The organism is Marisediminitalea aggregata, from assembly GCF_900129565.1.
GTDB lineage: Bacteria > Pseudomonadota > Gammaproteobacteria > Enterobacterales > Alteromonadaceae > Alteromonas > Alteromonas aggregata.
In genome coordinates, this window is record NZ_FQWD01000001.1 from 25,150 (window position 1) to 52,127 (window position 26,978).

A 26,978-nucleotide genomic window follows, 5' to 3' on the forward strand; every position below is an offset into this window, starting at 1 on the left:
CATCAGGCGTCTTGGTACCCCAGTTTCGCCAGGATGCCTTCGACATTTTCATGGTGTTTGGCTTGCCACTCATCCAACGTCATTCCACCGTCTTTTTCGGCGCGCTGTTTGGCAATTTCAAATGCCTCAGCAGCCGACGCTTGTGGGATAACAGCAATGCCTTCTTGATCGGCCACTATGATATCACCGGGATGCACAGTAACACCACCACACTGGACAGGTTGATTTAACGGGTCAACGCACTTTTTAGCACCAGGCTTGGGAATAACACCACGGGCATAAACCGCAAACCCCATTTCTTCAACTTCACCGACATCGCGGATCACGCCATCTACCACAAAGCCTGCAATACCCCGCTTTTTCGCGATTGCACAGACATTCCCACCTGCTACCGCGAACTGGTCATCGGCTTCCACTACAATCACATCACCGGGATTTGCCCGGTATATGGCAGCATGCAGCATTAAATGGTCTCCCGGTTGGCACTTAACCGTAAATGCAGGTCCGGAAATTTTAGGTGACGGTGTCCACAGTGAATGTATTGCATAGTCCATAAACTGTTCACGCGGCAGTGCATCGGCGTACTCGCACACCGACACTTCATTAAAATTAATGCTCATGGTGACTCCTGAAATGTGGAATTGGATTCAGGTCCATCTTAGCAACTAAGCAAATACTGTGAAGTAGGCTTTGGCAATGTTCGGTATAAACAATGCGACAGTGAGGATAAATTCAGCGAGGCAGGCCACCTCGCTGAGAACAAATGTTACTGAATCAAATTCACCTGCAAAGACGCCGTATCGGTTTGCAGGCCAAAGTGCCCTAATGTATAGGTATAGCTCGCATCTTCATTCCAGATTCGGCTGCTGTGCACCCCACCTACAGAACACACACCCGTCGCGCAAACAATTTGATCGATATTGCTCTTTATGGAATACACCTTGTCGCCGAGAGGTTCTCCATACAAGCTATCTAAGAACGGGCTTTGGACCGACAACCCGTAGTAACCGCAGGTAGAACTCCAGACATTGTAGGGATAAACGCCGCATGACCATAACCCACGCAGCGCGCCGGCAATCCCGACAAACGTATCTACGTATGACGACACTGCCAGTTTAGAGATTTGCTGCGCAGCCAGCGTTACGCCCATAGAATGGCCTATTACATCGATGTTACCGGTACAGGAGGCTGCCAACGCATCTTCAATGGCATTGCGAACAGGGGTTTCTTCACTGCCATAATGGTTGTTACACCCGGCACAGGACTTTGAGCCCCAGTCTGGCCGGAAAATTTCACTACTGCTGTAGCCGTTGCTCAGCAACAAGTTGTAAGTGTTATCCCAACTGGTTGGGGAGGCTGTATTTCCGTGCACTAGTACGACGGCATCTTTACATGCCATAGCGCCAAAAGTGATTGAGGCCAAAAAAAGCAGGCCGGCGAATTTTACTATTTTCATTGTTTCCACCGTTGTTAATTTTTTGTTAACCGCATGGGGATTAAAGTACAGGTGGCTGGACATTCACATAGCACTTTAGTGCTGTGAACTATAGTCAGGCAGAAACGTGTAGATAGATAATGGGCAGTTAGAGTAAGGGAAATTAAAACAAAGCAGAGCGCTACGGCACGCCCTGCCTGGCCAAATATGACTGAAAAGTTTTATTCAGGGCGTACCGCTGTTACCTCGATCTCAACCAAGTAATTTGGATTCGCTAGTCCCGCAATTTGTAAGGCAGAACGAGAAGGCAAATTTGGCTGTGCTTCAGTGCCAAAAAACTGTGTGTAACCACGCATAAAACCGGCGAAATCCATTTTTCCATCCATCGCAGGGTCGCCAACCAAAAACGCCTGCATCTTGATCACATCCCCCATAGTTAATCCCAGGCTTTTCAGGTTCTCATCAATCCGGTTCAGCACGCTGACTGTTTGAGTTTCCGTATCGCCGTAGGCTTCCATGCTGCCTTTGGGCGCATCCGGGTTACTCACACCGGGCACCGCGCCACTCAGAAAAACAATAGTGCTGGTGGCGGGTACTTCAGACGCACGAAGAATGGGGAAATCCGAGCCAATCAGGCCGTGGCGGATCACCGATTCCTTTGCTTCAGGTTTAGCATCAGCATCGTTGCATCCAGCTGTCGCAAACACAGCGCTGAGTAAAAGTGGGGCAAACATTAATTTTTTCATTTTGTGTTCCTGTAATTTATCGTTGAGCAATGGTTTTAACGTCGTCGGCACTGACGGCGTCGGTAAAGTGGTTACCAAAGTGACTGCGGGTGTAATTCACCACTTCGGCGATTTGTTCGTCAGACAGGTATTGCTTTAATGGCGGCATGCCACCCATGCCGTTACTGACCATATAAATCACATAAGGCGCGGCGGCTAACTTGGGGTTTTGCGCTAACGCTGGATACGCGCCAGCTCCTTTGGCACCCTGAGCCATTGGCATATGGCAGCCCTGACAAATAGCATGGTAAAGCGCCTCTCCGGTGACTTCCTCGAAGTTAGCGCCTTCGGAAAAGCCGGCGTCATCCGTTGCATTGGTGTAAGTACTTACACTCAGCATGTTTGCCATTAAAAAGTACTTTATTACGTTTTTCATATACTGTTCTCCAACACTAAGTGGTTGTACTAACCACTTTTTGGTGTAATCGTTTAATGGCATCATGGGCCGACGAAATAGCGCCTTCCTGCCACGCAGGCAGGTTTGAAGCGTGTTCACCGGCGAGCACTAAACGGCCATCTATCTGGCACAGGTTTTCATAGTGTTCTTCACGTGATGCTTCCGTCCACATGCCATAACACCCTTGGGTCCATGGCACCCGGTGCCAGCCAACAGAAATGCCGTTGTCGAATTCGTCGGCATATTGCGGATGTATCTTTTTGCCGTACTCCACCGCTTTCTTTACCCGCTCTTCAGGAGTCAAAGAAGTAAATTCAAAGGCGTTCGCACCCCATACATAGGCCCCAAGCAACACGCCCTTGCCTTTGTCGCAGAATTTGGTGCTTGGGTAACTGATATTGGTAATAGGTAAGTTGGTGTAGCTCACACCACCGTAAATGGCGTCATCCTGCTCCCAGAACCGACGTTTGAATTCCAGACCTACCTTCACTGATGCCGCATACGGCACTGCGCGAATAGCCGATTGCATAGCACTGCTGGCTTTGACTGGAATTTGACTAAGAATAGAAAGCGGTATGGTACACACACACCAGTCGGCCTGAGCGGTTTTCGCCACGCCTTGCTGTTCATACTCAACGCTTACGCCTTGGTCGCTTTGGTTAATTCTGGTGACCTTTGCGCCATAGTGAATGGTGTCACCCACGCGCTTTTCGAACGCCTTTGCAATATTGTCCATGCCGCCAACAGGCTGAAAAATACTGCTTTGGAACTCGATATCCTGACCGTTGACAATGTATTTCCATAACTCAGATTGAAGCAGTTCACTTCTGTCCATTAGCACGCTAGCTTGCGGCTTAGGCGACAATCCGCCGCCAGGAGGAATGGCAAAACCGCGCCGTAAACTTACCTCGTAGGACTTTTTATATTCCGCGCTTTCATTTAATGCGCCCCAGTGTCGCATTGACTCGAACAGCTTTTCTCTGTCTTCCACAGAGAGAGCTTTATCTAAACCACCTTGATTTGAGACTTTGGCAAGCAGTTCAGCGGCATATCCCTGGTAGTCGGCCTGCACTTCCCGGTAGCGCTGAGGCTTGCCGCCAAAGGCATGAGTTGAATGAACCAGTGCGTTGTAGTTAACCTGAATAAACGGCTCAATAGGGATGTTGAATTCGTTAATGTACGACATCACGTGATGATGATGGTACGGCACACGCCAGGGGCCCGGGTTAATGTAGTTCCCTTCTGCAAACTGACACTGCTGTGTTGCGCCGCCCAGTTCGGTGTAGGTGTCGCCGCCCCGGAGTGTCCAGCAGCGCCCACCTGCGCGCTGATTAAACTCCAGCATAGTGACCTTGTACCCGGCTTTGCGCAATTCATACGCTGCCGTCATGCCCGCCAGTCCAGCCCCCAGGATCAGCACAGATGCGCCCTTGGGCGTACTACCAAGATTTAGTGTCCCGGGATGTGTAGATTCCGCCGCGAAGCCAAGCGATGTCATCGCCTGGTACAAGGCGCCCGCGCCAGCCGTTTTACCAATCCAGCCTAGTAAAGCTCGCCGGCTCATAGATGAGTGATTCAAGAAAAGCCCCCCTTTTATTTAGATGTGAATATGGTTGGGTGGCCCATTTATGCAGCAGGGGTGCCAGTGCGTCCTCAACTACGGCAAAGTGTATAATATATACGACAACACCAAATTATGGTGGTTTGTTCAGGTGAGTTTAAATATTCTGTTCATCTTTTGCGCACCTGTTGTGCACAAAACGCACTAATAAAATGCAACTTTTCGCTCTATTTCACCTCTATATCACCTTTGGTCAGTCAACATGACTGACGATCAAGCCAAGCTCTTTCTTTATGAGCTGGTTTCACCTCCTTTTGATAATGACAGGACGTTATTTATGAACCGATTAGGCCTTTTACTCATTAGCTTTTCACTGCTCACAGGTGCCAATACATATGCAGAAACACAAATGCTGGAACCTAAAAGCTGCTTTAGGGGCCCTTTTGAGTCCTATGAAAGATGGGCGAGCGTACTGAAAAAGAATAAGCCCGGATTTAACGAAAAAGCGTTCCAGCGATTTTTCCCGGCAGAGAAATTCAATCAGCGCAAAGCAGATTTAGACTGTACCGACTTTACTTACCAGTCTGACGAATTCAACGTTGAAGGTTTTTATCTGGCGCCAAAGTCACCTGAAAAGCCACTGCCCGTGGTGATATTTAATCGTGGTGGCAACGCTCGTTTCGGTTATGTGGTGTTCGGAGCAAAAATGGATTTACCCGCAGAGATCGCCAGCGAAGGGTACATTGTACTGGGCAGTCAGTATCGTGGAGCCAGTCGTCGAGTTGAAAATAACGGCAAGGATGAGTTCGGCGGCGCTGACGTGAATGATGTTCTGGCACTCATTGATATAGCGAAATCACTACCTCATGCAGATACCTCACGTATTGCGCTGGTAGGCTGGAGTCGCGGTGTAATGCAAAGCTACCTGGCGGCTAAACAACTCACCGATGTAAAAGCAATTGTATCCGTAGCTGGCAATGCGGATCTGAAACAAGCAATCGCCTGGCGCCCGGAAATGGAAAAGGTTTACGCTGCTCGCATGCCTGACTATGCGAGTCAAAAAGAACAGTTACTTAGTGAGCGCTCAGTGATCAACTGGGTAGACCAATTACCCCCTGCGCCAATTTTAATGCTTCACGGCACAGCCGACACCAGAGTAAACGTTGAACAGTCGAGACTGCTTGCCAGTGCACTCAATGTAGCTAACCATACAAATAAGTTGGTCACCTATGAAGGCGACAATCACGGTCTTACGCATCACCGTACAGCGGCATATGCTGAGATTAAAGACTGGTTGAATCAATACCTGTAAAATCAGCCACTTCCTGAGACCACCGCCAAAATCATCTCGGCGGTGGAAATTCACTATTCCTAGCGTACACTTAAATTAGATTCCGCAATTCGCACTCAATATTTATCAGGTTACATTATGTTGAATGGGTATTACCGACGCTGGGCGACAGCTTTTCACTTTGTAGCTTTTTCTACCACCTTGTTAATAGCCTTTGCTTGTAATGCAGAGACAAAAAAGCCTTCGCTATCAGTTCTGGCTGTTGAGTACCCGCCGTTCACTACTTCGAATGCAACTGATCGCGGAATCAATTTTCGCTTATTTTCCAAAGCCGTTGGGCATAGGTTCACTATCAAGCCTGTTTTTGTTCCGCCAGCTAGAGCGGGGCAGGTACTGCGTTCCTCCCCGTGGTGTGTCAGTTTTTACCCGCCTAAAGGCATGGACGACAGTGTTACGTTTATTCCACTATCTGAACAACGTGTGGAATTAGCGTTTTATCGGGCCGCAAGTTCGTCGGAGCGTGTTTCATCGCTTCATCAACTTGCCAATGAGCGTATTGCCGTACTAAGAGTAAAAGAGCTCGGGCCATTCCACCAGCCTTTGCTAGATGTCGGTGCAGAACTGTTAATGGTCGAATCCATCGCCCAAGGACTAGACCTGTTAACCTTTGGGCGTGTTGACTCTATTTTGGCCGACGACGACGGTGTAATAAGTGCGTTGAGTAGAATGCAAGACCAGCCCGTTTTGGAGCGTTCGAAACTGGTGTACTTCGAAACCATGGTGGGCGCGCATTTGAATAAGCAATGTCCCCATTTTGAAGATCTGGCAGAACTACTCAGAAATACCGGCTATTAGCAGATAAATTATACTTTTTCCGCGAATGAAGACAGGGCCGCCATGGCTTTATCGGCATCGGCAGCAGGCACAAAAATGTGGTCGTGATAATACGCCGCGACCACATTTGCGCTAACACCCTGAGCGGTTAATGCCGCGCTCATGGCCGCAGTCATGCCCACAGCTTCCAGGCTGGAATGTACTTTACAGGTAATGCAGCGAAATACGCCTTCAAATTCAAAACCAGCATCACGGGCAGTCTGCTCATTGAGGATCAACGTCGTGTCTTCAACTTCCTGAAACAAGCCCAAAGGAGCGAGCGAATTGAACTGCTCAGCGCTAAAGTCGGGAAGTGTGACAAACACATAGTGATCTGGGAGCAGCTCAGGCGACAAGCCTTTGAGTAAGGTATTTAAATCTGTTTCGCCGCCCATGTTACTCTCCCGATGGCCTATAGCTTAAAGGCCCGTACGCGTTTACCTTTGATTTTACCTTCGCGAAACAAGCCCAACGCACGCTTTACACTACGCGTTTTAATCGCAACAAAACTCTCATTGGCCTGCACTTTGATTTTGCCGATATCGTCACCGGGAATACCCGCATCCTGAGTGAGAGCGCCCAAAATATCACCCGGCCGTAGCTTGGCTTTTTTTCCGGCACCTAAACTCAGGCATTTGAATTCAGGTTCAATAATACGATTGGCGTGAAAGCGCAAGCTTTGTGCGCCCTTGCGTTTCAAATCTTCACCAGTGTGGATTTCAATAGCCGCAAGTAGCGACGCTTCGTTCGCACTCATCAAGGTATATGCCATGCCGGGCTGCTCTGCGCGGCCTGTACGACCAATTCGGTGAATATGCGCATCGGGGTTTTCGCTGACGTCATAGTTCACAACGCAATCCACCGCCGAGATATCCAAACCTCGTGCTGCAACATCCGTGGCCACCAGAATATTCAGGCAATCGCTGGCAAACTGCATAAGTACCCTGTTGCGATCACTTTGTTCCATATCGCCCTGAATAGCAGCGGCCACGAACCCTTCCTGTGCCAGCATATCAGCCACGTCTTGCGTTGTTTTACGTGTGCGGCAGAACACAATCGCGCTCTTGGGTTGCTCCGTGGTCAATAACGCCTTCAGTGCATTAAAGCGATGTTTGTCTTCCACTTCATAAACTAGCTGCGAGACTTTTGCACGGGCGGCAGAGTCAACGGTAATGGTTTCCGGCGACGACAAATATTGCTTAGCGAGATGCGTAGTAGCATCGGTAAACGTAGCCGAGAACATCAGGGTTTGCACCGGCGCGCGCAAGCCACTGAAGATAACAGCCAGGTCATCGGTAAAGCCCATGTCCAGCATGCGGTCGGCTTCATCGAATACGCGTACACGCAGTTCATCCAGAGAAATACGGCGTTTTTGCACGTGGTCCATCACACGACCCGGTGTACCCACAATAATGTGGCAACCGTGCTTGAGTGAGTTGATTTGCGGCCCCATGGGCTGACCACCACAAAGGGTTAATACCTTAACATTTGGCAGGTCTTTGGCAAGTAACCGATACTGCTCAGCCACCTGCTCGGCCAACTCGCGAGTTGGGCAGAGCACCAGCGTTTGCAGCGCATTCAGGCTAACATCCAGGGTTTGCAGGCTGCCTGCCGCAAACGCCAGGGTTTTACCTGATCCTGTTTGCGCCTGAGCCAGCACATCCTTGCCTTCGATGATGGCAGGCAACGCGGCTTGCTGAATAGGCCGAGGCGCACTGAAACCCGCTTTATCTATAGCCTGCAAAAGCTCCGGGCGTAACCCGAAGGCAGAAAACAACTCACTCATAAATCGTTACGCCAGTTTCCAGTTCAGTGTTTGGCCCGCAAAAAACGGCACCATTTCAGTACCATCAGCCAACGTTACCATCTCAGGTACCTGCCAGCTTTCTTTTACCAGTGTGATCGTGCCGGTATTGCGCGGTAAACCATAAAAGTCCGGACCATTCTCGCTGGCAAACGCTTCAAATTTATCCAGCGCGTCTAATTGTTCAAAGACTTCCGCGTACAGTTCAATGGCACTCCATGCGCTGTAACAGCCGGCGCAACCACAGGCGTTTTCTTTGCGGTGTTTGGCGTGAGGCGCGGAGTCAGTACCCAGGAAGAACTTCGCAGAACCTTCAGCAACCACTTCGCGCAGACGCTGCTGATGCGTATTGCGTTTTAATACCGGTAAGCAGTAGTTGTGTGGACGCACGCCACCGACCAGCAAGTCATTGCGGTTTAATAATAGATGCTGAGGCGTGATGGTAGCGGCAATGTTATCGCCGTTGGCCAGAACAAAATCCGCGGCATCGGCAGTCGTGATATGCTCGAATACCACTTTCAGACCCGGGAAGTCTTTTACAATCTTCGCCATATACTGGTCGATAAACACTTTTTCGCGGTCGAAAATATCCACGTGAGACTCGGTCACTTCACCATGGATTAACAGCAATACGCCGTCTTTTTCCATTTGTTCGAACACCGGATACAAAGCATTGATGCCTTTTACGGCGGCATCTGAGTTGGTGGTTGCGCCTGCCGGGTAAAGCTTACACGCAACAACACCCGCCGCTTTAGCAGCCGTGATGTCAGCCGGTGTGGTTTGGTTGGTCAGATACAAGGTCATCAAGGGTTCGAACTGACTACCAGCAGGACGTGCCGCCTCGATACGCGCTTTGTACGCCATGGCCAGTTCGGCATTGGTTACCGGCGGAACCAGGTTGGGCATCACAATCGCACGGGCAAAACAGCGCGCCGTGGCTGGCACAGTTTCAGCCAGCATGTCGTTATCGCGAAAATGAAGATGCCAGTCATCTGGCTGACGAAGGGTAATTGATTGCATTGCACCGGCCTCAAATACAGGTTAATTCAAGAAACGCGCGCATTATAGCAAGAAACCCGCCGCTTTTGCTTTTTATTCAGACAACTTATGACTCGGAATGGCTTATCACTACCGGCACCGACTTAGATGTAGGCGTTGCCGACGCCAACCCGACACTTTCAAACGGAATAAGCGGGTTCGTTTCCGGGTAATAACACGCTACGTTCCCTTGTGGAATGTCATAGCTCATCGCGCGAAATTGAGTCACTTTACGTTCTGTATCGTCATCCCAGATAGTACTGATATCCACCAGCGAGTTATCGGTCAGGCCGAGCAGGCGCATATCTTCGGCATGCATAAATACCAGTTGGCGCTCACCAAATACCCCACGGTAGCGGTCGTTCATGCCATACACGGTGGTGTTGTACTGATCGTGGGAGCGCAGAGTTTGCAACGTGAACACGGGCGAGTCTTGCTGCGCGATTTTGGACTGCACGCTATCGGGAAATAACGCCTCAGGTAACGCCACTGCGTTAAATTCGGCTTTCCCCGAGGCCGTATTCCACTGCAAATTTGCCGCGCTGTTATACAAGTGAAAACCACCTGGCTGCTGTATTTGCGCATTAAAATTATCGAACCCGGGGATCACTTTGGCAATGAGCTCCCGTATGTTGCTGTAATCCGCAATGAGTGATTCCCAGTCCAACGCAATACGCTCTTTCAGCGTGTACTGCGCTATACGCGCAATGATTTCAGTTTCGGATTTCAATAAGTCACTGGCTGGCGGTGTATTACCACTGGACGCATGCACCATGCTAAAGGTGTCTTCAACCGTAATCGCCTGATTCTTTCCGCCAGTGGTGTCAGCTTCGGTTCGTCCTAAGCAAGGCAATATCAAGGCGTCTTGCCCTACGGCTAAATGCGTGCGGTTGAGCTTGGTGGCGATATTCACCATGAGGGCTGTGCGCCTGAGTGCTTGCTCAGTATAAGCAGTATCAGCCGACGCGGCCGCAATATTACCGCCCAAACAAATCAGCATTTTACTTTGACCGGCATGCAGAGCTTTAATTGCGTCGTAGACTCTGTGTCCGGGTTTCTCCGGTGGTGCGAAGTCAAACACGGCTTGCATTGCCTGATTAAACGCCTGCGTTGGCGCTTCCAGAATGCCCATGGTTCGGTTGCCTTGCACGTTACTATGGCCCCTTACCGGGCACATACCCGAGCCGGGTACACCAATTGCGCCGGTTAGCAGATGCAACGACGTGAGCTCATGAATGGTATCCACCGAATGTAGATGCTGAGTGATCCCCATTGCCCAACAGGTGATCGCTTTCTGACTGCGCACGAACAAGTTGGCGGCTTCGGTAATATCAGCGCGGGTTAATCCACTGCGCGTTTCAATGTCCTGCCATTGGGTGGCTTTTACTTGCTCGATGTAAGCGTCGATGCCATGGGTGTGCGTGTTAATAAAATCCTGGTTCAGCTGTTCCGCCAGCTCTTCAATAAAGACCTTGGCCATGCCCCGAGCCACAGCAAAATCACCTCCAAGTTTTGGCGTGTAATACCGTGCGCTGATATCAACGGCTTGCAGGCCCAATAATTCTGCTGGCTTTTGCGGACTGGCGAAGCGCTGCAACCCAACCTCTTTCAGGTTGTTGAACGACACAATCGTCGCGCCGCGCTTTGCCGCACTGCGCAGCGCATTTAGCATGCGTGGGTGATTAGTGCCCGGGTTCTGACCAAACACAAAAATGGTATCAGCCGCATCAAAGTCCTTAAGCGTTACCGTGCCTTTGCCCACACCGATTGCGCGCTTGAGCGCAATACCACTGGCTTCATGACACATGTTGGAACAATCCGGGAAATTGTTGGTACCCAACGCCCGACCAAATACCTGATATAAAAATGACGCTTCGTTGCTGGCTCTTCCAGACGTATAGAGTTCAAGCTCATTTGGGGATTGCAGGGCATTAATACCATTAGCAATGTGCGTGAATGCCTGCTCCCAACTCACCGGTTCATACTTGTCGGTCTGCGCGTTGTAGCGAAGCGGCTCCACTAATCTGCCCTGGCTTTCCAGCCAGTGATCGCTTTGCTTGCGTAGTTCGCTAACGGTGTGTTGCGCAAAAAACGCAGCATCCACTTTTTCAGAAGTCGATTCCCAGGCAATAGCTTTAGCACCGTTTTCACAAAAGCGAAACGCGCCGCTCTTGTCATCCCCCCAGGCACACCCGGGGCAATCAAACCCTTCATGTTTGTTAGCATGATACAAATTCAGCATGTTTCGGCGTACCTGCTTACTTTTAATCAGCTGATTCACCGTAGATTTAACGGACGCCATGCCCCCGGCTTTAGACGATTTATTCGGCATAATTTTCCTTTGCATCATACATAATGGGTTGGTTATTTCGCGGCACATACACCAGATTCAGCCTGGTTTGATGGGCTAAATTCACGGCCATAGTCGTTGGAGAAGACAAACAGTACAGTGTGGTAAAACCACAGGCTGAGGCTTTTTGCACCAACTCCACACCGCAACGGCTCGTCACTGCCAGAAAGCCTTTTTCGGGTTGGAGACCGGCACGTAAGGCTTTACCAATCACTTTATCGAGTGCGTTGTGGCGACCTATGTCTTCACTGCACAGTACGGTATTCGATGCTGCGCACACAAACATGGCGGCATGCATAGCGCCGGCTTTTTGGTTGTACGTCTGGTTTGCTTCAAAGAGTGAACGCAATTGACTGACATCACATTCAGCCAGTGGGCGTTTATCGGCCTGCGTTGTAGTCGGCGGGAACGCCTGATCCATGGCGGTTTTATTGCACAGTCCACACCCGGCACTCACCAAACTATAGCGTCGCTGCCTTACCTCGTGCTCGCGACGGCCAGTAACGGTTATCCGGGCTTCAAATCCCGGCGGCATGGGTTCGATGTGAATATCTTTGATTTCTACTACCGACTTTACAATCCCTTCGGTGAGGAAATGGCCGGTAATAAAGTCGTCAAAATCAAATGGCGACACCATCATCACCGACAGCGCCATGCCATTTACCGCAATAGCAAGCGGCACTTCTTCAGCCAGGTCGTCGTAATGACGAGGAGGATGCTGCGCAGGCAGATTAACCTTGTTACCCATTACAGGCATGGAGGAATCACTAAGCTAAACATGACATGATTCAAGGTTACCACAGGTTATTTCAAAGCGCTGTTGAGATACTTTAACTGTTCGGTTTTTAGCGTTAGATATACATGCGATGTCTGCCCGACATCGAAAGAAGCATTGTCCGGACACAACACTATGGCCGGACAATATCGTCAGTGGCTCGCTTACCCTTTCTTGGTATAAGCGGCAATGATCACAATAGTTTGTCCGTTGACTTTACCTTCGATGTGCAGCGGATTTTGAGTAAGACGGATATTGCGCACAGGTGTGCCGCGCTTGGCAGTGAAGTTTGCACCTTTTACGTTCAGATCTTTGATCAAATGCACGTTATCACCGGCTTGTAATGCTTCACCATTGCTGTCCAAAGTGGGTTCGCGATCTTCAGGCAACCCTGCTTTTGCCCACTCCTGCGTATCTTCATCCAGGTAAACCATTTCCAGTAAATCCTGCACCCAGGTTTCGCTTTCCAACTGCTTGAGCATACGCCAGGCTACCACTTGCGCTGCAGGGACCGGTGACCATACCGCTTCGTTAAGACAGCGCCAGTGGTTCACATCTACATCGGTGTCGCCATTTAATTGCCCGGTGCAGGTTGCGCAGGCGGCAATGGCACAGTTGTCAGAATCATTTGGAGACTCAGGCACCATGTACAAGGTCAGGCCCTGTTCGCTGCCACATAATTCACATACATTGTTTGCGCGGGTAAATACCGCTTGCTGGTTTGCCATGGTTACTGCCTGTTCGTCGAGCTGAATTTGGAAAACCGCGAGTATAGCACGCCTTCACGGTTTACCATAAACTATGCAGACATTTACTTTTAACTATGCCAACAGTGAATACTACTTGTGCTCTACCCAAATAAATTCATCTGTTGCGTACCCCAGTGATTTTGCTTTGCTCAACAGTTCGTCCAGTACGTCTTGTGACAAGGTCGGTTGCCGGGCCAGTATCCACAAGTACGAGCGATCTGGACCGGTAACCAGCGAGTACTGGTAGTTGTCTTTATCCAGTTCGGCGATGACATAGCTGGCGTAAAATGGCCCGAAGAAAGAGACTTTCAAGTGCCCGGTTGTCTCGTCACTAACAAAATAGGCTTTTCCCTCAGCTTCATCCCACTCACCGGTTGCAGCATCGTACCCTTTGTTGAGCACCCGAATCCCACCGTCTTCACGCTTGCTGTAGGTCGCGGTAACGCGGCTTAGTCCTTCTTCAAAACTGTGATCGAATCTGGCGATTTCATACCAGCTCCCCAAGTACCGCTCCGACTCAAACCCGGTCACAGGCGTAACGCCTTCCGGTACGCTGGTACATCCGGCTAAACCCAATAAAAATAACAGTATTGCTACGCGCTTCATGTTTCACCTTGTGTTTTTTTGTTGTGTCTCATTGCTTTACGAAATTTAGTTTAATTTGTATCACCAGACTTACCTGTTAGCATACGTATTCATTCGCCAGCGCACATGGCGTCACGTACAGTATTATCATTCGGTAACAGAAGAATAACAGCATGATGAAAAACTATTTTGAGCACGCCTCATCGGTGGTGTTTGGTTGCATGGGACTCGGTGGTGAATGGGCCGCGTCATCTTATTCCAGTGAACATGTTAAACAAGCAAACAATGCAATTGAAGCGGCATTGAACGCGGGTATTACTGTGTTTGACCATGCCGATATTTACACGCTGGGCAAAGCAGAAAAAGTGTTTGCCGACGTGTTAAAGCAGAACCCGGACTGGCGCAACAATATGATCATCCAGTCCAAGTGCGGCATCCGCTTCGAAGACGAAACAGGCCCCAAACGCTATGACTTCTCACCTGCCTACATCACCCAGTCTGTCGACGGCATTCTACAGCGGCTGAACCAGGAATATATCGATATTCTGCTGTTACATCGTCCCGACCCATTGGCGGATCTGCCAGCGCTGGGTGAATGTCTGACTGCATTGCATAAAGCCGGCAAGTTTCGTTACCTTGGTGTATCGAACATGCATTGGTACCAAATTGAAGCGCTTCAGGCTGTTGTGACCTTCCCGATTATTGCCAACCAACTGGAAATGAGCCTAGCTTACCGTGACTGGGTTGAAGATGGCATGATGGCCAACAGTGCGCTTAATCGCAACTCGGGCTATACCGCGGGAACGCTGGAATACTGTCAGCGCAATAAGGTTCAGCTGCAGGCCTGGGCGCCTTTGGCTCAAGGTAAATATTCCGGACGCGGCGAGCCAGACTGCGCAACCTCAGCACTGGTCAGTAAGCTGGCGGCGGAATACGGTGTTAGCCCGGAGGCAATCGTACTGGGCTGGTTAATGCGCCATCCCAGCGCTATTCAGCCTGTAATTGGGACGACTAATCCGGCACGTATTGCCGCCTGCGCGCAAGCAATGCACACTCAGTTGTCTCGCGAGCATTGGTATGCCCTGCTGGAAAGCGCCAGCGGACATGAGGTGCCGTAAGCGCCCTTTGCCAATACTTATCCGTACAGTGGAATTTAACCAGGAGCCAGGATGTTATCAGGCATACATCACGTAGCGATTATTTGCAGCGATTACCCGACGTCCAAACGGTTTTACACTGACGTGCTGGGCTTTTCGGTTATTGATGAAAATTATCGGGAGGCGCGCGATTCGTACAAATGCGATTTGGGTCTGCCGGACGGTACGCAAATAGAACTGTTTTCTTTCCCCGGCGCACCGGCCAGACCTAGCAGGCCCGAAGCACAAGGGTTGCGACACCTGGCATTCCGTGTGGCCGATTTAGATGCGGTGATTGCCCATTTGGCCAGTCATGAAGTGGAATGTGAACCAGTGAGAACCGACCCTTATACGGGTCGGCGATTTACGTTTTTCTCTGATCCCGACGATTTACCGTTGGAATTATATGAACGGTAGGGCTTAGTCGAGTAGCGCCAGGGCGCCAAGCATACCGGACCGCGTGCCAAGCCCTGGTGTACAAATCACATCCTGTAATGATTTGCCCTCCGGGAACACCACATAATCGTTCAGTGTCTTCTCGGTTGCCGCCACAATTTTGTCGACGATACCCGGTTTCTGCATCACCCCACCGCCTAAAATAATTTTTTCTGCGCTCAGCACAACCATCAGGTTGTGACACATATTGCCGAGCACTTCCGCCAGTCCGTCCCAGGCTGGGTGGTCATCGTCAAACGTATCTGATGGTTGCGCCCAAATCTTGCCAAGTGCGGTACCCGATGCCAGGCCTTCCACGCAATTCGTGTGGAACGGGCAGGTGCCGGTGATCCCTGCAGGTGGTTGAACCAACATGTGTCCAATTTCAGGGTGAACCAAACCGTGCAGCGGTTTACCGTTAACAACGATCCCTCCGCCGACCCCTGTTCCTACAGTAACGTAAACGGCCACGCCAGCTCCTTGCGCTGCGCCCCAGCGATACTCGCCTAATGCCGCGCCGTTAACGTCGGTATCAATAACGACTTCGCAGTCTAACGCGCTTGCCAGCGCATTCGCCAAATCGGTATTGCTCCAATGCGGCTTAGGGGTTTTCGTTATGTAACCGTAGGTCGGCGAAGCAGGATCTAAATCCAGTGGTCCAAAGCTGGCAATCCCCATTTTGCTAAAGGGATACCCAGCCGCGCGTTGTGCTGTAAAAAACGCTACCGTCGCAGACAGCGTTTCCTCCGGCGTGGTCGTTGGAATGCGAATTTCCGCGACGATCTCTTTGTCTGGCGTAACGATCGCACAGTTAAATTTGGTTCCACCCGCTTCAATGACGGCGTAGTACGGATCAGTTAGCGCCATATTCGCTTGCCTCAATCTCTTCTAGTCGTTGTTGTGTAGGGTTAAAGATAAAATTCAGTAACAAGCCTACAAATAGAATCGCTGCAAACACTGTTGCAACCATAAACCCATATTTGGCGTCGCCGCCGTTTGCATCACTTACCAGCCCCATGATGAAGGGACCTGCTGCCGCACCGGCTGCCGTGAAGAATAAAATTACCCCTGCCACACTGCCGTGCTGGTGTTTTGGGAAACAGCTTATCCCCTTTGAGTTAAACGTGGGATAGATCACTGACATGAATATGCCCGTTAGCGGGAACAGATATAATGCGACTTGCTTGCCGCCCATTAACCCGCCGGCAAAACACACTACAATCGCGCCACTGAACAACATCAGTACCAACGCCCAGTTGAAGTGGCTCATCATCCAAATGCCAACAAACCGGCCAAGTGCACGCAAGACAAAGAAAGCCGTTACCGAGTAAATTGCCAGCATTTGTGCACTGCCCTCGGCATAACAATCGTACGTTGCTTTGACACTGGTAGCATCACACACCAGGTAGCTAGGCATCCAAACATAAATAGCACTTTCAGCTGCAACGTACAGGAACGCGCCTAATGAGAAGCCCAGCGCATAGGGGTTTTTAAGCAGTTTTAAGCTCTGCATCAGCGAAACTTTTTCGGCTTCATCGGCATGGGACTGTTTATAAGACGGATACTTAACAAACAACGCAATGGTAATGAGCAAAGTACACACGCCACCAGCAATCACATACAGCCATTGCCAGGCTACACCGGTGTGAATAAGGTAGGCGACAATCAGCGGGCCAATAATGGCACCGACACCGAAGAAGGCTTCCGCCCCGTTCATTGTGGCCGTATGCTGTTTGGTAGACGATGAAATATCACCAATCAGCGCCAGCGCGCCGGTTTTGAAAATACCAACTGCAATGCCCGACAATGTCATAAGACTCACTATCAACACAAAATCGTTAGCCACCATGAAGCTGTAACACGCCACACCAAATACGGCCAGTCCAAGAATGATCGTGTTCTTTCTGCCAAACTTGTCGGCTAAAAAGCCCAGAAACAACCCGGACAACGCAATGCCCAGCATAGGCAAGGAGTGCATTAAACTGGCCTGTGCGTTGGTGACTGAAAAAGCCACTTTCACTTCTTTAATGATTTCGCCAACAGAGTCTGATGTCATGGCAAACATCATAAACATCAGATAAGTAAGCCAGCGAATATAGCGGCTATTGGAGTTTGAATCAGTCATACTTTTTGTCTCTACGTCTACAGCAAACCAAACATGGCCGCCTGCACTAAAGTTTAAACCATTTTACAATTTACAAACCGGCAACATTAAGATTTCACTTAATCAATTAACTTTATTTAAGAAATCATGTTTAAATTCAGTCGCATCCTCAGCAAACCTTGGCATTACAACAATTATTCTATGTAAAATTCTTGAAAATTTATCTTAATCGTTTAAGATTAAACGTAGCAAAACTGATAAATGCTGTAAACCAGTTTGTGAAACTTTTGTAAACTCTAGCCACCCGATGTGTTGGCAGGGTGACGCTTTGTGGAGAATCCAATGAATTACGCGGCTTCGAGTGAACAATGCCTTCAACGCATTCTGGCAGGACTCGATCTTTCCTTTTTGTCTCAACGCGATGGCAAACTATTCACTGCACGTCTTGAAGAGCATTTTGAAGCGCTATTCTCGCGGTATGTTGATGTTTATGGGCATCAGTACGACTGCTATTACCACCTTGAACAGTTGGTTCTCACCTTAGCCAAAGGCCTGAAACAGCGCTCAACCGATCTCAAACGCCTCGACAAAGCGCGCGTTGAAGAACAACAAGCCTGGTACAAAAACGAAAATCAAATCGGTATGGCTTGCTATGTGGATTTACTGGGCCCGACGCTGAATGATCTCAAAGCCAAAATCCCATATTTCAAAAAGCTAGGGCTGACCTATCTTCACCTGATGCCGTTGTACGATGCCCCCAAAGGCGACAGTGACGGCGGCTATGCGGTTTCAGATTACCGCAAGGTAAACCCATTACTGGGTTCAATGGAAGACCTCGAATCATTGTCTAAAGCCTTGCGCGAAGCCGGTATAAACCTGGTATTGGATTTTGTATTTAACCATACGTCCGACGAGCACCGCTGGGCAGAAGCCGCATTAGCCGGCGACAAAACGTATCAGGATTATTATTACCTGTTTGACGACCGAACGGTGCCGGATCAATACGAACACACACTGCGAGAAATTTTCCCGCAAGTGCGTCGCGGTAGTTTTACCTGGAATGACACCATGCAGAAATGGGTGTGGACAACGTTCAACAGTTTCCAGTGGGATCTCAATTACTCGAACCCTGCCGTATTCAACGCTATCACTGATGAAATGTTGTTTCTTGCCAATATTGGCAGCGCAGCGTTACGCCTCGACGCATTGGCCTTTATCTGGAAAGACATGGGAACCAATTGTGAGAACCAACCCAATGCACACAGGCTGATTCAGGCATTCAATTGCTGTCTGCAAATTGTCGCTCCTGCGGTTGTGTTTAAATCCGAAGCCATTGTTCACCCGGATGAAGTGGTCAAGTACATCCACAAGAACGAATGTCAGCTGTCTTACAATCCGTTGCTGATGGCTCTGATCTGGAACTCTCTGGCTACCCGTAAGACCCGTTTGCTCACTGCCTCTATGCAGAAGAGTTTTAGCATTCCTGACGACTGCACCTGGGTTAACTATGTGCGTTGTCACGATGACATCGGCTGGACCTTTGATGATGCTATTGCGCATCAGTTGGGTATCAACCCCTACGACCATCGCTATTTCCTGAATCAATTTTTTACCGGCCGATTTGACGGTTCTTACGCTGACGGTGTGCCCTTCGCCGAAAATCCATCTAATGGCGACTGCCGGGTATGTGGGTCCCTGGCATCACTTTGTGGGTTGGAGGGCGCACTGACACGTAACGACCAACACGCGATCGACACTGCCATTCAGCGCATTATGCTGGTTCACGGTATCATCATGAGCATTGGCGGCATCCCACTGCTGTATTCGGGTGACGAGCTAGGCATGTTGAACGACTACTCGTATCGCGATGATCCGGCAAAAGCCCATGACGATCGCTGGGTAAACCGCATCGCGGTTACCGACGATGATTTAGAAGGCGTAGATTTACCGGTAACCGATGCAGACTCACAGACACGGACTGTTCAAAAGCTGATTTTTGCAGGCTTGCAGAAGTTGATTCATTTACGCAAATCACTTCCAGTTCTTGGCGCAGCAAGAACCCATATTCTGCACACCGACAACCAACATTGTTTTGCGTATTGTCGAGCAGCGGAGAATGGAGACAAGTTACTGGTTATTGTTAACTTTAGTGAACACGCGCAATCAGTAAACGCGTCGATACTCGACGTATTTAATGGTACGCCGGCAAAAGATCTGCTGTCTGAGCAAACGGTAACCAACGATCTACCTGTGGTGCTGGCGCCTTATCAACAGCGCTGGTTGGTTGTGCAATAACACCGAAAGTTTCACAATTGAAACTCGACAGCGGCGCGTAGAGCGACTTCCGTGCCGCTGTCGGTATCCTGCCTCCTATTTACGCTATTTGTCGTTAAAATAGTCAATATTCCCTCGCTTTTTCCTGCCACTGCTATACTTGTAGAGTCATGTCCTTTCTGCAAAAAAATAAACCGACGTGTTAGTGAGAGAAGTCTCATATCCGTATCACTTACCCTTTGGATAGATTTATCTGCAAGGTAGATGAGCAGCACGAGCGAACAGCAGACCAGTGTTTGTTATGAAGTGTATTGGAATCGCTGGACAAGGATTAAATCTGCTAATGCAGAAAAGGAACGAAGCGCATGGGAATTTATAGTAATACGTTGCTGGAGTTTAGGTGTCCACTATGTGGCCACGTTAACGCAATTTCAGTCGACACGTTAAAAGATATGTACAAGGAACAACGGGAGCCCTGCCAGCAGTGTCATCAAATGCTGGAAATTATCCCTGCTAACGGCGTGAACGATCAAATCAACCTGATTGTGTCAGAAGCCTGATTATCCTCAAACTCTGAAAAACTAAAAAGGCCAGCTTGTAGCTGGCCTTTGTTATTATCTCTTTCAGTACGTTAAGAGAAAAACTCTCTTCTCAACTCGACATCAGCAAGGAACTTTCCGCCCAGCGCTGATGTTTTGGTATATGACAAGCTGTCGCGAATACCACGCGCTTTCACACAGTAGTGTGTGGCATTAATAGCCACTGCCACATCTTCTGTACCAGTAAGAGTTTGCAGCGCAACCAGAACCTGTTGGGTTAGACGTTCTTGTACCTGGGGGCGCTGCGCAAAAAAGCCCACTAAACGATTAATCTTAGACAAACCGATAACGGTGTCTTTCGGGATATAAGCAACCGATGCCGTACCGTCGATAGTAACGAAATGGTGTTCACACGTGCTGGTTAAGCTTACGTCGGACACATGCACTGGCTGACCCAGCTGCATTTTGTTTTCAATTTGGGTAATTTTTGGAAACTTACGGTAATCCAAACCTGAAAATATTTCGTCCACGTACATTTTCGCAATGCGCAGTGGCGTCTCCGACAAACTATCGTCAGATAAATCCAGGCCCAGGGTTTCCATAATTTCGCGCATCGCACCTTCAATGCGTTGGCGCTTGGCTTCGTCGCTCAACCCTGTTTCAAGCATAGGTGTTTCAAGTCCCCGGGCAACCAGTGCCTCGTGAACCATCAACGCTTCTTTCGATATACCCAGCTTTACAGCGTCGCGTACAATTACCGCTTCTTTTGCTAACATTCAACCATTCCGTAATGACGACTTACACACCTTATACGACACAGACAAGCAATCGGGATTACAATGACATGAAAAATTGTCATTAAAACGATCTGCAAACACGGTAGAGTCGTACTCAGTACCAAAAATAATCGGAGGTATTTTTTGTCTTTACCTATTCTTATTACCGGAGGCAGTCAACGCCTGGGCTTAGCCATTGCGCAAGATTTACTCTCCAGGGACCAACCGGTGATCATTACCTACCGTCGGTATAAACCCGCCGTAGACCAGCTCAAACAGGCTGGTGCAACCGTGTTGGAGGCGGATTTTAGCACTCAGGCAGGCATTTCGCGAGCAATTGACGAAATAAAACGCATTTGCAGTGGTTTGCGTGGAATTATCCACAATGCATCTGACTGGGCACCAGAAACCCCGGATCGCGATGCCGGTGAACTCATGCAGGATATGATGATGGTGCACACCAGCGCGCCGTATCAATTAAACCTTGCGCTCAAGGACTTATTGATTCAAAACAACGGCCTGACGGACATCATTCACATGACCGATTTCGTGCAGGAAACCGGCAGCCAGAATCACATTGCGTACTCTGCCAGTAAAGCCGCGCTGCACAACCTGACGCTGTCGTTTGCACGTGTTTTTGCGCCCCATGTAAAGGTAAACAGCGTTGCCCCTTCCCTGGTGATGTTTAACGACGACGACAGTGAAGAATACCGCGCCGAAGCACTCACTAAAAACCTATTGGGTATTGTACCCGGAGCCCAGGAAGCGGTAAAAGCCGTCAACTACCTGCTTGATGCCGACTATGTTACCGGCCAAACCCTGCATTTAAACGGTGGACGCAACCTTAAATAACTGGTTCGAATAACAAGACACGGTATAATCAACACGTTATATTTCTTTATTACAGGAATAATTGTGAGTAACACCTTTATACCGGAATGGCAGGCCAGCGAAGCCGTGGTCCTTGCCTGGCCAAATGAGCAAACCGACTGGGCTCCCTGGCTCAGTGCCGTTCGCGAAACCTATTTGTCGATCATCCGCATTATCAATGCCAGTGACGCAGGTGTCGTGTTGTTATGTCGCGAACAAGATATCCCTGATATCGAAGCGGCATTGCCTGAAGACGCGCGCGTTCTGTTAGTTGCCGCCCGGTACAATGACACCTGGGCCCGGGACTTTTCATTCTTAACCTGTGGCCCGCTTGACGCCCCCTTCCCGGTGGAATTCACCTTTAACGGCTGGGGCAACAAATTTAACGCCAGCCAGGATAACAAGCTGAATCAAACTTATCTGGCTCCGCTATGCCAACAGCCACTTCGCACCAGTGACGTGGTTGCTGAGGGCGGCGCGCTGGAAATTGATGCATCGGGTCATTTGCTTTCTACGGCCTCGTGCTTGTTTAACCCGCAGCGCAACGGCGACATGTCACTGGAAGCCTATCAGCAAACCTTTGCGCAGATGCTTGGCTATTCCGCGTTCACGGTATTGGAGCATGGCCATCTTGAAGGTGATGATACCGACGGTCACATTGATACTCTGGTACGGTTTACGCCGGAAGGCAACCTGGTTATTCAGGCTGCAGAAAACCGCCCGGAAGACAGTCATTATGCAGGCCTTCACGCACTGGTAGAGGAATGTAAAACCAAACTGCCCGGTCGTGAACTGTATTTACTGCCATTGCCCGACATGTATAGCGAAGACGGTGACCGACTGCCTGCGTCGTACGCAAACTACCTGATTTGTAACCGCACTGTGCTGCTGCCGGTGTATCAGCAACCGGAAGATGCCGAAGCGGTTGAGGTTATGCAACGCGCGTTTCCGCATCACAACATTGTGCCGATAAACTGTGCAACGCTGGTACAACAATATGGCAGCTTGCATTGTATTTCCATGCAAGTACCCTGTAACACATTCAAACCTGACGTAGTTCAACAACTGAGTAAAGGAGTGTCGCGATATGTCTGAGCGCATCTTAAAAGTGGGCCTGGTGCAACAAACGGTTGCCGACAACAACAAAGCCACCAACTGGAACAAGAGCGCCGAGCAAATTGCGAAACTGGCAGCCCAGGGCGCAGAATGTATTCTGCTTCAGGAACTGCACAGTACCTTGTATTTTTGCCAGGAAGAAGACACTAATGCGTTTGATTTGGCTGAACCTATTCCGGGTCCGGCCACCGACTTCTTTGGTGAACTCGCAGAGAAACACAATATTGTGCTGGTGACTTCACTGTTTGAAAAGCGAGGTTCTGGCCTGTATCACAACACCGCCGTGGTGTTTGATCGCAGTAAAGAGATTGCAGGCAAATACCGCAAAATGCACATTCCGGATGACCCGGGTTTTTACGAGAAATTCTATTTTACGCCGGGCGACATGGGCTTCGAGCCTATTCAAACCAGCGTAGGTAAACTGGGCGTCTTAGTATGCTGGGACCAATGGTATCCGGAAGCGGCTCGCCTCATGGCCATGAAAGGTGCCGATTTGCTGTTCTACCCAACCGCGATTGGCTGGGATATGACCGACACCGACGATGAGCGAGCGCGTCAACACGGTGCATGGCACACCATTCAACGTGCACACGCGGTCGCTAACTCAGTCCCTGTGATTGTGGCCAATCGCGCTGGATTTGAACCCTCACCGGTAAAAGGCGACCCGGGTATCAAATTCTGGGGCCAAAGCTTTATTGCCGGTCCGCAGGGCGAGCTGCTGGCTCAGGCTGGCGTGGATGAAGAAACCACCTTGTTGGTGGATTTGGACATGTCCCGCACTGAGCAGGTAAAACGCATCTGGCCATACTTCCGTGACCGTCGTATTGACGCTTACGAAGACTTAACCAAACGCTGGCGCGACTAGGACCTAACTACCTGCAGGTAGCTGGTAAACCCTACCACGATAAAGCATCCAACACTGGCGCTCAGCGACGGGCGCCAATGTCACCATCACCGGGTCCTGTACCGACAATCCGCCGGTAAACTGCCCTAGCGCAGGCATCACCATAAGCGATGACGTAGCGACCAAACACTTTCCTCTCACTACACCTTTTTGCATAGCCAACTGCCCTTTGGGATGAAAGTGTCCGACTATCTGACAATGATGTTCCAGTGCAGGATCGGGCTCATGGCACCCAATGAGGGACTTATCCGCAATTGATACCTGCCAGTGTTCAACGACCTTACCTGCCACACTGTCGGGAATATCAGGGTCATGATTACCCACCACCCACACCCAGTCAGACACGCGTTGAGTAAGCGCCAACAATGCTTCGCTGTCCTGAAAAGTAATACGTGCAAATGCGCCGCGGTCGTGAAAACTGTCACCAAGACACACCACCGACGCTGGTTGATAGCGGTCGATTAACGCGGATAGAGCAGCCAGGGTAGCCCGGGAATCATACCGTGGGACGGGTGAGGCATACTGACTTAAGTAGCTGCCTTTTTCAAAATGCAGATCTGCCACCAGCAGGGTGTCGTTGGCGGGGCAATAAAGCGCACCTTTGCCATCCAGCACCCACACTGTACCGGCAAATCGAAACATTCCCGCGTATTTTTGTCTGACCAGACCGACCAGAGTATCAGGGTTAATCAATCAACTTCCTTTGTGCTTATTGCGTATTGTGACCGCTCGCCAGTAATGCTCTGACTTCATCAAGCATGGACTCTGCCTCAGCATACAATGCCGCCTGATCCAGCAGCGCCTGCTCACCCGCCCCTTTTATTTGCTCGCTGCGTACGTCGAGCACAATAGGAATCGCCATGGGCGACACACGGGGCAAATTAACAAACTCGGTCTTGCCGACAAAGCGAATTAGCATGTCTGCCAAACGGCGTAGATCCAGCAACTCGCGCTCAGCGTCATCGCGGGCCACTTTCAGCAAAATATGATCAGGTTCATATTCCCGCAGGGTATCGTAAATCAGGTCGGTCGAAAACGTCACCTGCTTCATGGTTTTATGCGTACTGTGATAGCGCTGCTCCGTAAGCCCGCTCACAATCGCAACCTGCCGGAAAGAACGTTTTAGCATAGGCGCATTGAGCATCCAGTCTTCCAGTTCGTCGCCCAGTACATCCGGCTGAAACAACCGTTCAATATGGGATGACTCCACCGCATTGAGTGCGCTAATAGATAGTCCATAATCCGTAACACTGAAACTCAGGGGCTTCAGCCCCATCTTTTCCATACGGCGGGTTAACAGCATCCCCAGCGTCTGATTCGCTTTGCGCCCCTCGAAGGTATAATACAGAGTACTGAACGCCTGCCGGTAAGGAAATTGCTCAATCAACACAGTTTGTGGGCTGGGGATCACAGAAAATGCACGTTGCAGGTCCAGCCACTCCCTTACTTGTTTGGGCAGGGTTCGCCACGCTTTGGGGGTATTGAGGAGAGCCCTCACACCATCTGCAAGGTGCGTGGAGAGCGGTAGCTGCCCACCCACATAACTGGGGATTTTGGGGTCTTTGCCTTTGGCCGGTTTAGCATGCACCTGCATGTCGCGGATGGCTTCAAATTTCAGCATTTCTCCGGCAAACAGAAAGGTGTCACCGGGCGTGAGTTGTTGGGCAAAATACTCTTCGACTTCACCAATAATTTTGCCCTGATTACCGCGCCGGATGCGTTTGACTTTTAACTTACCGGCTTCCACGATGGTACCGATATTTTGCCGGTGCCGCTGGATGACCCGCTGATTCGCCGGCTTATATGTCCCATCGTCCAGTTCAACTAAACGCTGATAGCGTTCGTATGCCTGCAATGCATAGCCACCATCCACGGTAAACTGCCATAGCTGATTAAACTCATCGTCCGACACACTCTGATAGGGGAACGCGTTGAGTACCTGCTGGTAAATTTCCTCTCTGGTGGCAGGCTGCGAGCAAAGGCAATTCAGAATAAACTGCGGCAAAATATCCAGTGCACCAGTGTGCAGCATGTCACCATCGCGTTCGCCTTTTTCAATGGCGGTCATGGCAGCCTGACATTCCAGTGCCTCAAACCGATTGGCGGGTACCAGTAATGCTTTGCTCGGCTCCTCAAAACGGTGGTTTGCCCGCCCGATTCGCTGCAATAAGCGGCTTACGCCCTTGGGCGCGCCCACCTGAATAACCCGGTCAACATTCCCCCAGTCAATGCCTAACTCGAGTGCCGAGGTCGTGACAATGGCGCGCAGCATGCCACTGGCCATCATGACTTCGGTTTTGCGCCGCTGCTCTTTGCTTAACGAACCATGATACAGCGCGATGGGCAATGCCTGACTGTTTTCAGACCACAACAACTGAAACAACAGCTCGGCCTGTGCCCGGGTATTCACAAACACCAGGGTGGTCTGTGCATCGCATATCGCCTTGTAGATATCCCCTACTGCGTATTTGGCCATGAAACCGCCGAAGGGCATGCGTTGCTCAGACTCCAGCAACTGAATGTCAGGCCGCTGCTGCTCTTCTACTTTCACAATATCGACAGGGTCACCGGTAGGCCCCAACCAACTGGCAATTAATGCGGGTTCAGCCACCGTGGCAGACAAACCAATGCGCAAAAAGCCCGGTGCCAGTGTTTCCAGTCTGGCCAGCGCCAGTGCCGTAAAATCACCGCGCTTGTTGCCAGTCAGGCTGTGTACTTCGTCAATGATCACCGTTTTTAGTTTGCCAAAGATCTGCGGCGCATCGGCATACGACAGCATTAACATCAGTGATTCGGGTGTGGTTAACAGTATATGCGGCGGCTTTTTGCGTTGCCGTTGCCGCTTGTGTGACGGCGTGTCACCGGTGCGCGTTTCCACTTTGATTGGCAGGTCCATCTCTTCGATAGGCCGTAACAGGTTTCGATGAATATCTTGTGTCAGGGCTTTAAGTGGTGATATGTACAGCGTATGTAAATACTCACTGTCTACATTTCTCAACTGATGTAATACGGGTAAGAACCCTGACAGGGTTTTACCTGCACCGGTTGGCGCAATCAGTAGCACAGACTGTTGGAGCAACGCCTTGTCGAATATCTCAGATTGGTAGCTTCGAAAGGTCCAGCCTTGTTGGCTGAACCACTGCTCGAACTCAGGCGTTAGTGACATGACGTTGAAGTTAAG

Annotated in this window: 26 protein-coding genes; 9 read left to right on the forward strand and 17 right to left on the reverse strand. The window is 50.0% G+C overall.

The annotated features are described in order from the left end of the window. Positions 1–2: 2 nt before the first annotated feature. The 5 genes from BUB81_RS00100 to BUB81_RS00120 form a co-directional block, all read right to left on the reverse strand. Positions 3–620, reverse strand: a complete 618-nt coding sequence (locus BUB81_RS00100; RefSeq protein WP_073316582.1) for an RraA family protein — start codon at positions 618–620, stop codon at positions 3–5. 146 nt (positions 621–766) lie between these two features. Then, the gene (locus BUB81_RS00105) at positions 767–1,456 is read right to left on the reverse strand and encodes an alpha/beta fold hydrolase (protein WP_073318539.1); all 690 of its coding nucleotides are present in this window, start codon (positions 1,454–1,456) and stop codon (positions 767–769) included. 200 nt (positions 1,457–1,656) lie between these two features. After that, positions 1,657–2,181, reverse strand: coding sequence for a RidA family protein (locus BUB81_RS00110; RefSeq protein ID WP_139241457.1), 525 nt, complete (start codon positions 2,179–2,181; stop codon positions 1,657–1,659). Between the two features lie 16 nt (positions 2,182–2,197). After that, positions 2,198–2,596 carry a c-type cytochrome gene (locus tag BUB81_RS00115; protein ID WP_073316584.1) on the reverse strand — a complete coding sequence of 133 codons (399 nt, stop codon included), beginning with the start codon at positions 2,594–2,596 and terminating at the stop codon, positions 2,198–2,200. 16 nt (positions 2,597–2,612) lie between these two features. Further along, on the reverse strand, positions 2,613–4,196 hold the full coding sequence (locus tag BUB81_RS00120) for a flavin monoamine oxidase family protein (protein WP_217653432.1): 1,584 nt from the start codon (positions 4,194–4,196) through the stop codon (positions 2,613–2,615). Positions 4,197–4,515: 319 nt separating this feature from the next. Here BUB81_RS00120 and BUB81_RS00125 point away from each other — a divergent pair, with 319 nt between their 5' ends. Together BUB81_RS00125 and BUB81_RS00130 are read left to right on the forward strand one after the other, a co-directional pair. After that, positions 4,516–5,490 (forward strand): alpha/beta hydrolase family protein, encoded by a 975-nt coding sequence (locus tag BUB81_RS00125; RefSeq protein ID WP_073316588.1) that lies wholly within the window; start codon positions 4,516–4,518, stop codon positions 5,488–5,490. 117 nt (positions 5,491–5,607) lie between these two features. Then, on the forward strand, positions 5,608–6,324 hold the full coding sequence (locus tag BUB81_RS00130) for a type 2 periplasmic-binding domain-containing protein (RefSeq protein WP_073316590.1): 717 nt from the start codon (positions 5,608–5,610) through the stop codon (positions 6,322–6,324). A gap of 8 nt (positions 6,325–6,332) precedes the next feature. On the opposite strand, the gene BUB81_RS00135 is transcribed toward BUB81_RS00130, so the two are convergent. The 7 genes from BUB81_RS00135 to BUB81_RS00165 form a co-directional block, all read right to left on the reverse strand. Continuing rightward, complete coding sequence (locus tag BUB81_RS00135; RefSeq protein ID WP_073316592.1) at positions 6,333–6,737, reverse strand: ACT domain-containing protein; 405 nt, start codon at positions 6,735–6,737, stop codon at positions 6,333–6,335. A gap of 17 nt (positions 6,738–6,754) precedes the next feature. Further along, the gene (gene dbpA / locus BUB81_RS00140; protein WP_073316594.1) at positions 6,755–8,128 is read right to left on the reverse strand and encodes an ATP-dependent RNA helicase DbpA; all 1,374 of its coding nucleotides are present in this window, start codon (positions 8,126–8,128) and stop codon (positions 6,755–6,757) included. A 6-nt stretch (positions 8,129–8,134) separates the two neighbouring features. Further along, positions 8,135–9,166: a dihydroorotase gene (gene pyrC, locus BUB81_RS00145; RefSeq protein WP_073316596.1), complete on the reverse strand. Its 1,032-nt coding sequence runs from the start codon at positions 9,164–9,166 to the stop codon at positions 8,135–8,137. An 85-nt stretch (positions 9,167–9,251) separates the two neighbouring features. Continuing rightward, a complete protein-coding gene (locus tag BUB81_RS00150; RefSeq protein ID WP_073316598.1) occupies positions 9,252–11,516 on the reverse strand; it encodes an FdhF/YdeP family oxidoreductase in 2,265 nt (754 codons plus the stop codon). Continuing rightward, positions 11,506–12,291 (reverse strand): formate dehydrogenase accessory sulfurtransferase FdhD, encoded by a 786-nt coding sequence (fdhD, locus tag BUB81_RS00155; RefSeq protein ID WP_073316600.1) that lies wholly within the window; start codon positions 12,289–12,291, stop codon positions 11,506–11,508. Before fdhD ends, BUB81_RS00150 begins: the two co-directional genes overlap by 11 nt. 182 nt (positions 12,292–12,473) lie before the next feature. Beyond that, positions 12,474–13,037, reverse strand: a complete 564-nt coding sequence (locus tag BUB81_RS00160) for a PhnA domain-containing protein (RefSeq protein ID WP_073316602.1) — start codon at positions 13,035–13,037, stop codon at positions 12,474–12,476. A gap of 111 nt (positions 13,038–13,148) precedes the next feature. After that, positions 13,149–13,664 carry a lipocalin family protein gene (locus BUB81_RS00165; RefSeq protein ID WP_073316615.1) on the reverse strand — a complete coding sequence of 172 codons (516 nt, stop codon included), beginning with the start codon at positions 13,662–13,664 and terminating at the stop codon, positions 13,149–13,151. A 155-nt stretch (positions 13,665–13,819) separates the two neighbouring features. Between BUB81_RS00165 and BUB81_RS00170 the strand changes: the two genes are divergently transcribed. Beyond that, positions 13,820–14,761, forward strand: a complete 942-nt coding sequence (locus BUB81_RS00170; RefSeq protein ID WP_073318545.1) for an aldo/keto reductase — start codon at positions 13,820–13,822, stop codon at positions 14,759–14,761. Positions 14,762–14,812: 51 nt separating this feature from the next. Beyond that, positions 14,813–15,196 carry an SMU1112c/YaeR family gloxylase I-like metalloprotein gene (gloA2, locus tag BUB81_RS00175; RefSeq protein ID WP_073316617.1) on the forward strand — a complete coding sequence of 128 codons (384 nt, stop codon included), beginning with the start codon at positions 14,813–14,815 and terminating at the stop codon, positions 15,194–15,196. A gap of 3 nt (positions 15,197–15,199) precedes the next feature. On the opposite strand, the gene BUB81_RS00180 is transcribed toward gloA2, so the two are convergent. Together BUB81_RS00180 and BUB81_RS00185 are read right to left on the reverse strand one after the other, a co-directional pair. Next, on the reverse strand, positions 15,200–16,081 hold the full coding sequence (locus BUB81_RS00180) for an ROK family protein (RefSeq protein WP_073316619.1): 882 nt from the start codon (positions 16,079–16,081) through the stop codon (positions 15,200–15,202). Continuing rightward, complete coding sequence (locus BUB81_RS00185; protein ID WP_084526192.1) at positions 16,068–17,288, reverse strand: MFS transporter; 1,221 nt, start codon at positions 17,286–17,288, stop codon at positions 16,068–16,070. Before BUB81_RS00185 ends, BUB81_RS00180 begins: the two co-directional genes overlap by 14 nt. A gap of 372 nt (positions 17,289–17,660) precedes the next feature. Between BUB81_RS00185 and BUB81_RS00190 the strand changes: the two genes are divergently transcribed. Continuing rightward, on the forward strand, positions 17,661–19,613 hold the full coding sequence (locus BUB81_RS00190) for an alpha-amylase family glycosyl hydrolase (RefSeq protein WP_073316623.1): 1,953 nt from the start codon (positions 17,661–17,663) through the stop codon (positions 19,611–19,613). A 344-nt stretch (positions 19,614–19,957) separates the two neighbouring features. Continuing rightward, positions 19,958–20,152, forward strand: coding sequence for a zinc ribbon domain-containing protein (locus tag BUB81_RS00195; protein WP_073316625.1), 195 nt, complete (start codon positions 19,958–19,960; stop codon positions 20,150–20,152). Between the two features lie 71 nt (positions 20,153–20,223). Here BUB81_RS00195 and folE read toward each other — a convergent pair whose 3' ends face one another. Beyond that, the gene (gene folE / locus BUB81_RS00200) at positions 20,224–20,907 is read right to left on the reverse strand and encodes a GTP cyclohydrolase I FolE (RefSeq protein ID WP_073316627.1); all 684 of its coding nucleotides are present in this window, start codon (positions 20,905–20,907) and stop codon (positions 20,224–20,226) included. A 144-nt stretch (positions 20,908–21,051) separates the two neighbouring features. On the opposite strand from folE, the gene folM reads away from it, so the two are divergent. The 3 genes from folM to BUB81_RS00215 are packed head-to-tail and all read left to right on the forward strand — an operon-like array spanning position 21,052 to position 23,758. After that, complete coding sequence (gene folM, locus BUB81_RS00205) at positions 21,052–21,759, forward strand: dihydromonapterin reductase (RefSeq protein WP_073316629.1); 708 nt, start codon at positions 21,052–21,054, stop codon at positions 21,757–21,759. Between the two features lie 57 nt (positions 21,760–21,816). Then, positions 21,817–22,872: an agmatine deiminase family protein gene (locus BUB81_RS00210; RefSeq protein WP_084526063.1), complete on the forward strand. Its 1,056-nt coding sequence runs from the start codon at positions 21,817–21,819 to the stop codon at positions 22,870–22,872. Further along, the gene (locus BUB81_RS00215; protein WP_073316633.1) at positions 22,865–23,758 is read left to right on the forward strand and encodes a carbon-nitrogen hydrolase; all 894 of its coding nucleotides are present in this window, start codon (positions 22,865–22,867) and stop codon (positions 23,756–23,758) included. The genes BUB81_RS00210 and BUB81_RS00215 overlap by 8 nt, the downstream gene beginning before the upstream one ends. 3 nt (positions 23,759–23,761) lie before the next feature. On the opposite strand, the gene pdeM is transcribed toward BUB81_RS00215, so the two are convergent. Next, the gene (gene pdeM / locus BUB81_RS00220; protein ID WP_084526064.1) at positions 23,762–24,490 is read right to left on the reverse strand and encodes a ligase-associated DNA damage response endonuclease PdeM; all 729 of its coding nucleotides are present in this window, start codon (positions 24,488–24,490) and stop codon (positions 23,762–23,764) included. Between the two features lie 16 nt (positions 24,491–24,506). Beyond that, positions 24,507–26,963, reverse strand: coding sequence for a ligase-associated DNA damage response DEXH box helicase (locus BUB81_RS00225; RefSeq protein ID WP_073316634.1), 2,457 nt, complete (start codon positions 26,961–26,963; stop codon positions 24,507–24,509). Between the last annotated feature and the right edge of the window lie 15 nt (positions 26,964–26,978).

What these genes read in the sequence shown, in the direction of transcription:
- BUB81_RS00130 (WP_073316590.1), top strand. Translation starts at nt 5,608, where the DNA reads ATGTTGAATGGGTATTACCGACGCTGGGCGACAGCTTTTCACTTTGTA.
- BUB81_RS00185 (WP_084526192.1), bottom strand. Translation starts at nt 17,288, where the DNA reads ATGTTTATGATGTTTGCCATGACATCAGACTCTGTTGGCGAAATCATT.
- BUB81_RS00215 (WP_073316633.1), top strand. Translation starts at nt 22,865, where the DNA reads ATGTCTGAGCGCATCTTAAAAGTGGGCCTGGTGCAACAAACGGTTGCC.
- fdhD (WP_073316600.1), bottom strand. Translation starts at nt 12,291, where the DNA reads ATGCCTGTAATGGGTAACAAGGTTAATCTGCCTGCGCAGCATCCTCCT.
- BUB81_RS00100 (WP_073316582.1), bottom strand. Translation starts at nt 620, where the DNA reads ATGAGCATTAATTTTAATGAAGTGTCGGTGTGCGAGTACGCCGATGCA.
- BUB81_RS00170 (WP_073318545.1), top strand. Translation starts at nt 13,820, where the DNA reads ATGAAAAACTATTTTGAGCACGCCTCATCGGTGGTGTTTGGTTGCATG.
- BUB81_RS00180 (WP_073316619.1), bottom strand. Translation starts at nt 16,081, where the DNA reads ATGGCGCTAACTGATCCGTACTACGCCGTCATTGAAGCGGGTGGAACC.
- BUB81_RS00150 (WP_073316598.1), bottom strand. Translation starts at nt 11,516, where the DNA reads ATGCCGAATAAATCGTCTAAAGCCGGGGGCATGGCGTCCGTTAAATCT.
- dbpA (WP_073316594.1), bottom strand. Translation starts at nt 8,128, where the DNA reads ATGAGTGAGTTGTTTTCTGCCTTCGGGTTACGCCCGGAGCTTTTGCAG.
- folE (WP_073316627.1), bottom strand. Translation starts at nt 20,907, where the DNA reads ATGTTAGCAAAAGAAGCGGTAATTGTACGCGACGCTGTAAAGCTGGGT.
- BUB81_RS00160 (WP_073316602.1), bottom strand. Translation starts at nt 13,037, where the DNA reads ATGGCAAACCAGCAAGCGGTATTTACCCGCGCAAACAATGTATGTGAA.
- BUB81_RS00115 (WP_073316584.1), bottom strand. Translation starts at nt 2,596, where the DNA reads ATGAAAAACGTAATAAAGTACTTTTTAATGGCAAACATGCTGAGTGTA.
- BUB81_RS00135 (WP_073316592.1), bottom strand. Translation starts at nt 6,737, where the DNA reads ATGGGCGGCGAAACAGATTTAAATACCTTACTCAAAGGCTTGTCGCCT.
- BUB81_RS00195 (WP_073316625.1), top strand. Translation starts at nt 19,958, where the DNA reads ATGGGAATTTATAGTAATACGTTGCTGGAGTTTAGGTGTCCACTATGT.
- gloA2 (WP_073316617.1), top strand. Translation starts at nt 14,813, where the DNA reads ATGTTATCAGGCATACATCACGTAGCGATTATTTGCAGCGATTACCCG.
- BUB81_RS00125 (WP_073316588.1), top strand. Translation starts at nt 4,516, where the DNA reads ATGAACCGATTAGGCCTTTTACTCATTAGCTTTTCACTGCTCACAGGT.
- pyrC (WP_073316596.1), bottom strand. Translation starts at nt 9,166, where the DNA reads ATGCAATCAATTACCCTTCGTCAGCCAGATGACTGGCATCTTCATTTT.
- BUB81_RS00110 (WP_139241457.1), bottom strand. Translation starts at nt 2,181, where the DNA reads ATGAAAAAATTAATGTTTGCCCCACTTTTACTCAGCGCTGTGTTTGCG.
- BUB81_RS00190 (WP_073316623.1), top strand. Translation starts at nt 17,661, where the DNA reads ATGAATTACGCGGCTTCGAGTGAACAATGCCTTCAACGCATTCTGGCA.
- BUB81_RS00225 (WP_073316634.1), bottom strand. Translation starts at nt 26,963, where the DNA reads ATGTCACTAACGCCTGAGTTCGAGCAGTGGTTCAGCCAACAAGGCTGG.
- BUB81_RS00105 (WP_073318539.1), bottom strand. Translation starts at nt 1,456, where the DNA reads ATGAAAATAGTAAAATTCGCCGGCCTGCTTTTTTTGGCCTCAATCACT.
- BUB81_RS00165 (WP_073316615.1), bottom strand. Translation starts at nt 13,664, where the DNA reads ATGAAGCGCGTAGCAATACTGTTATTTTTATTGGGTTTAGCCGGATGT.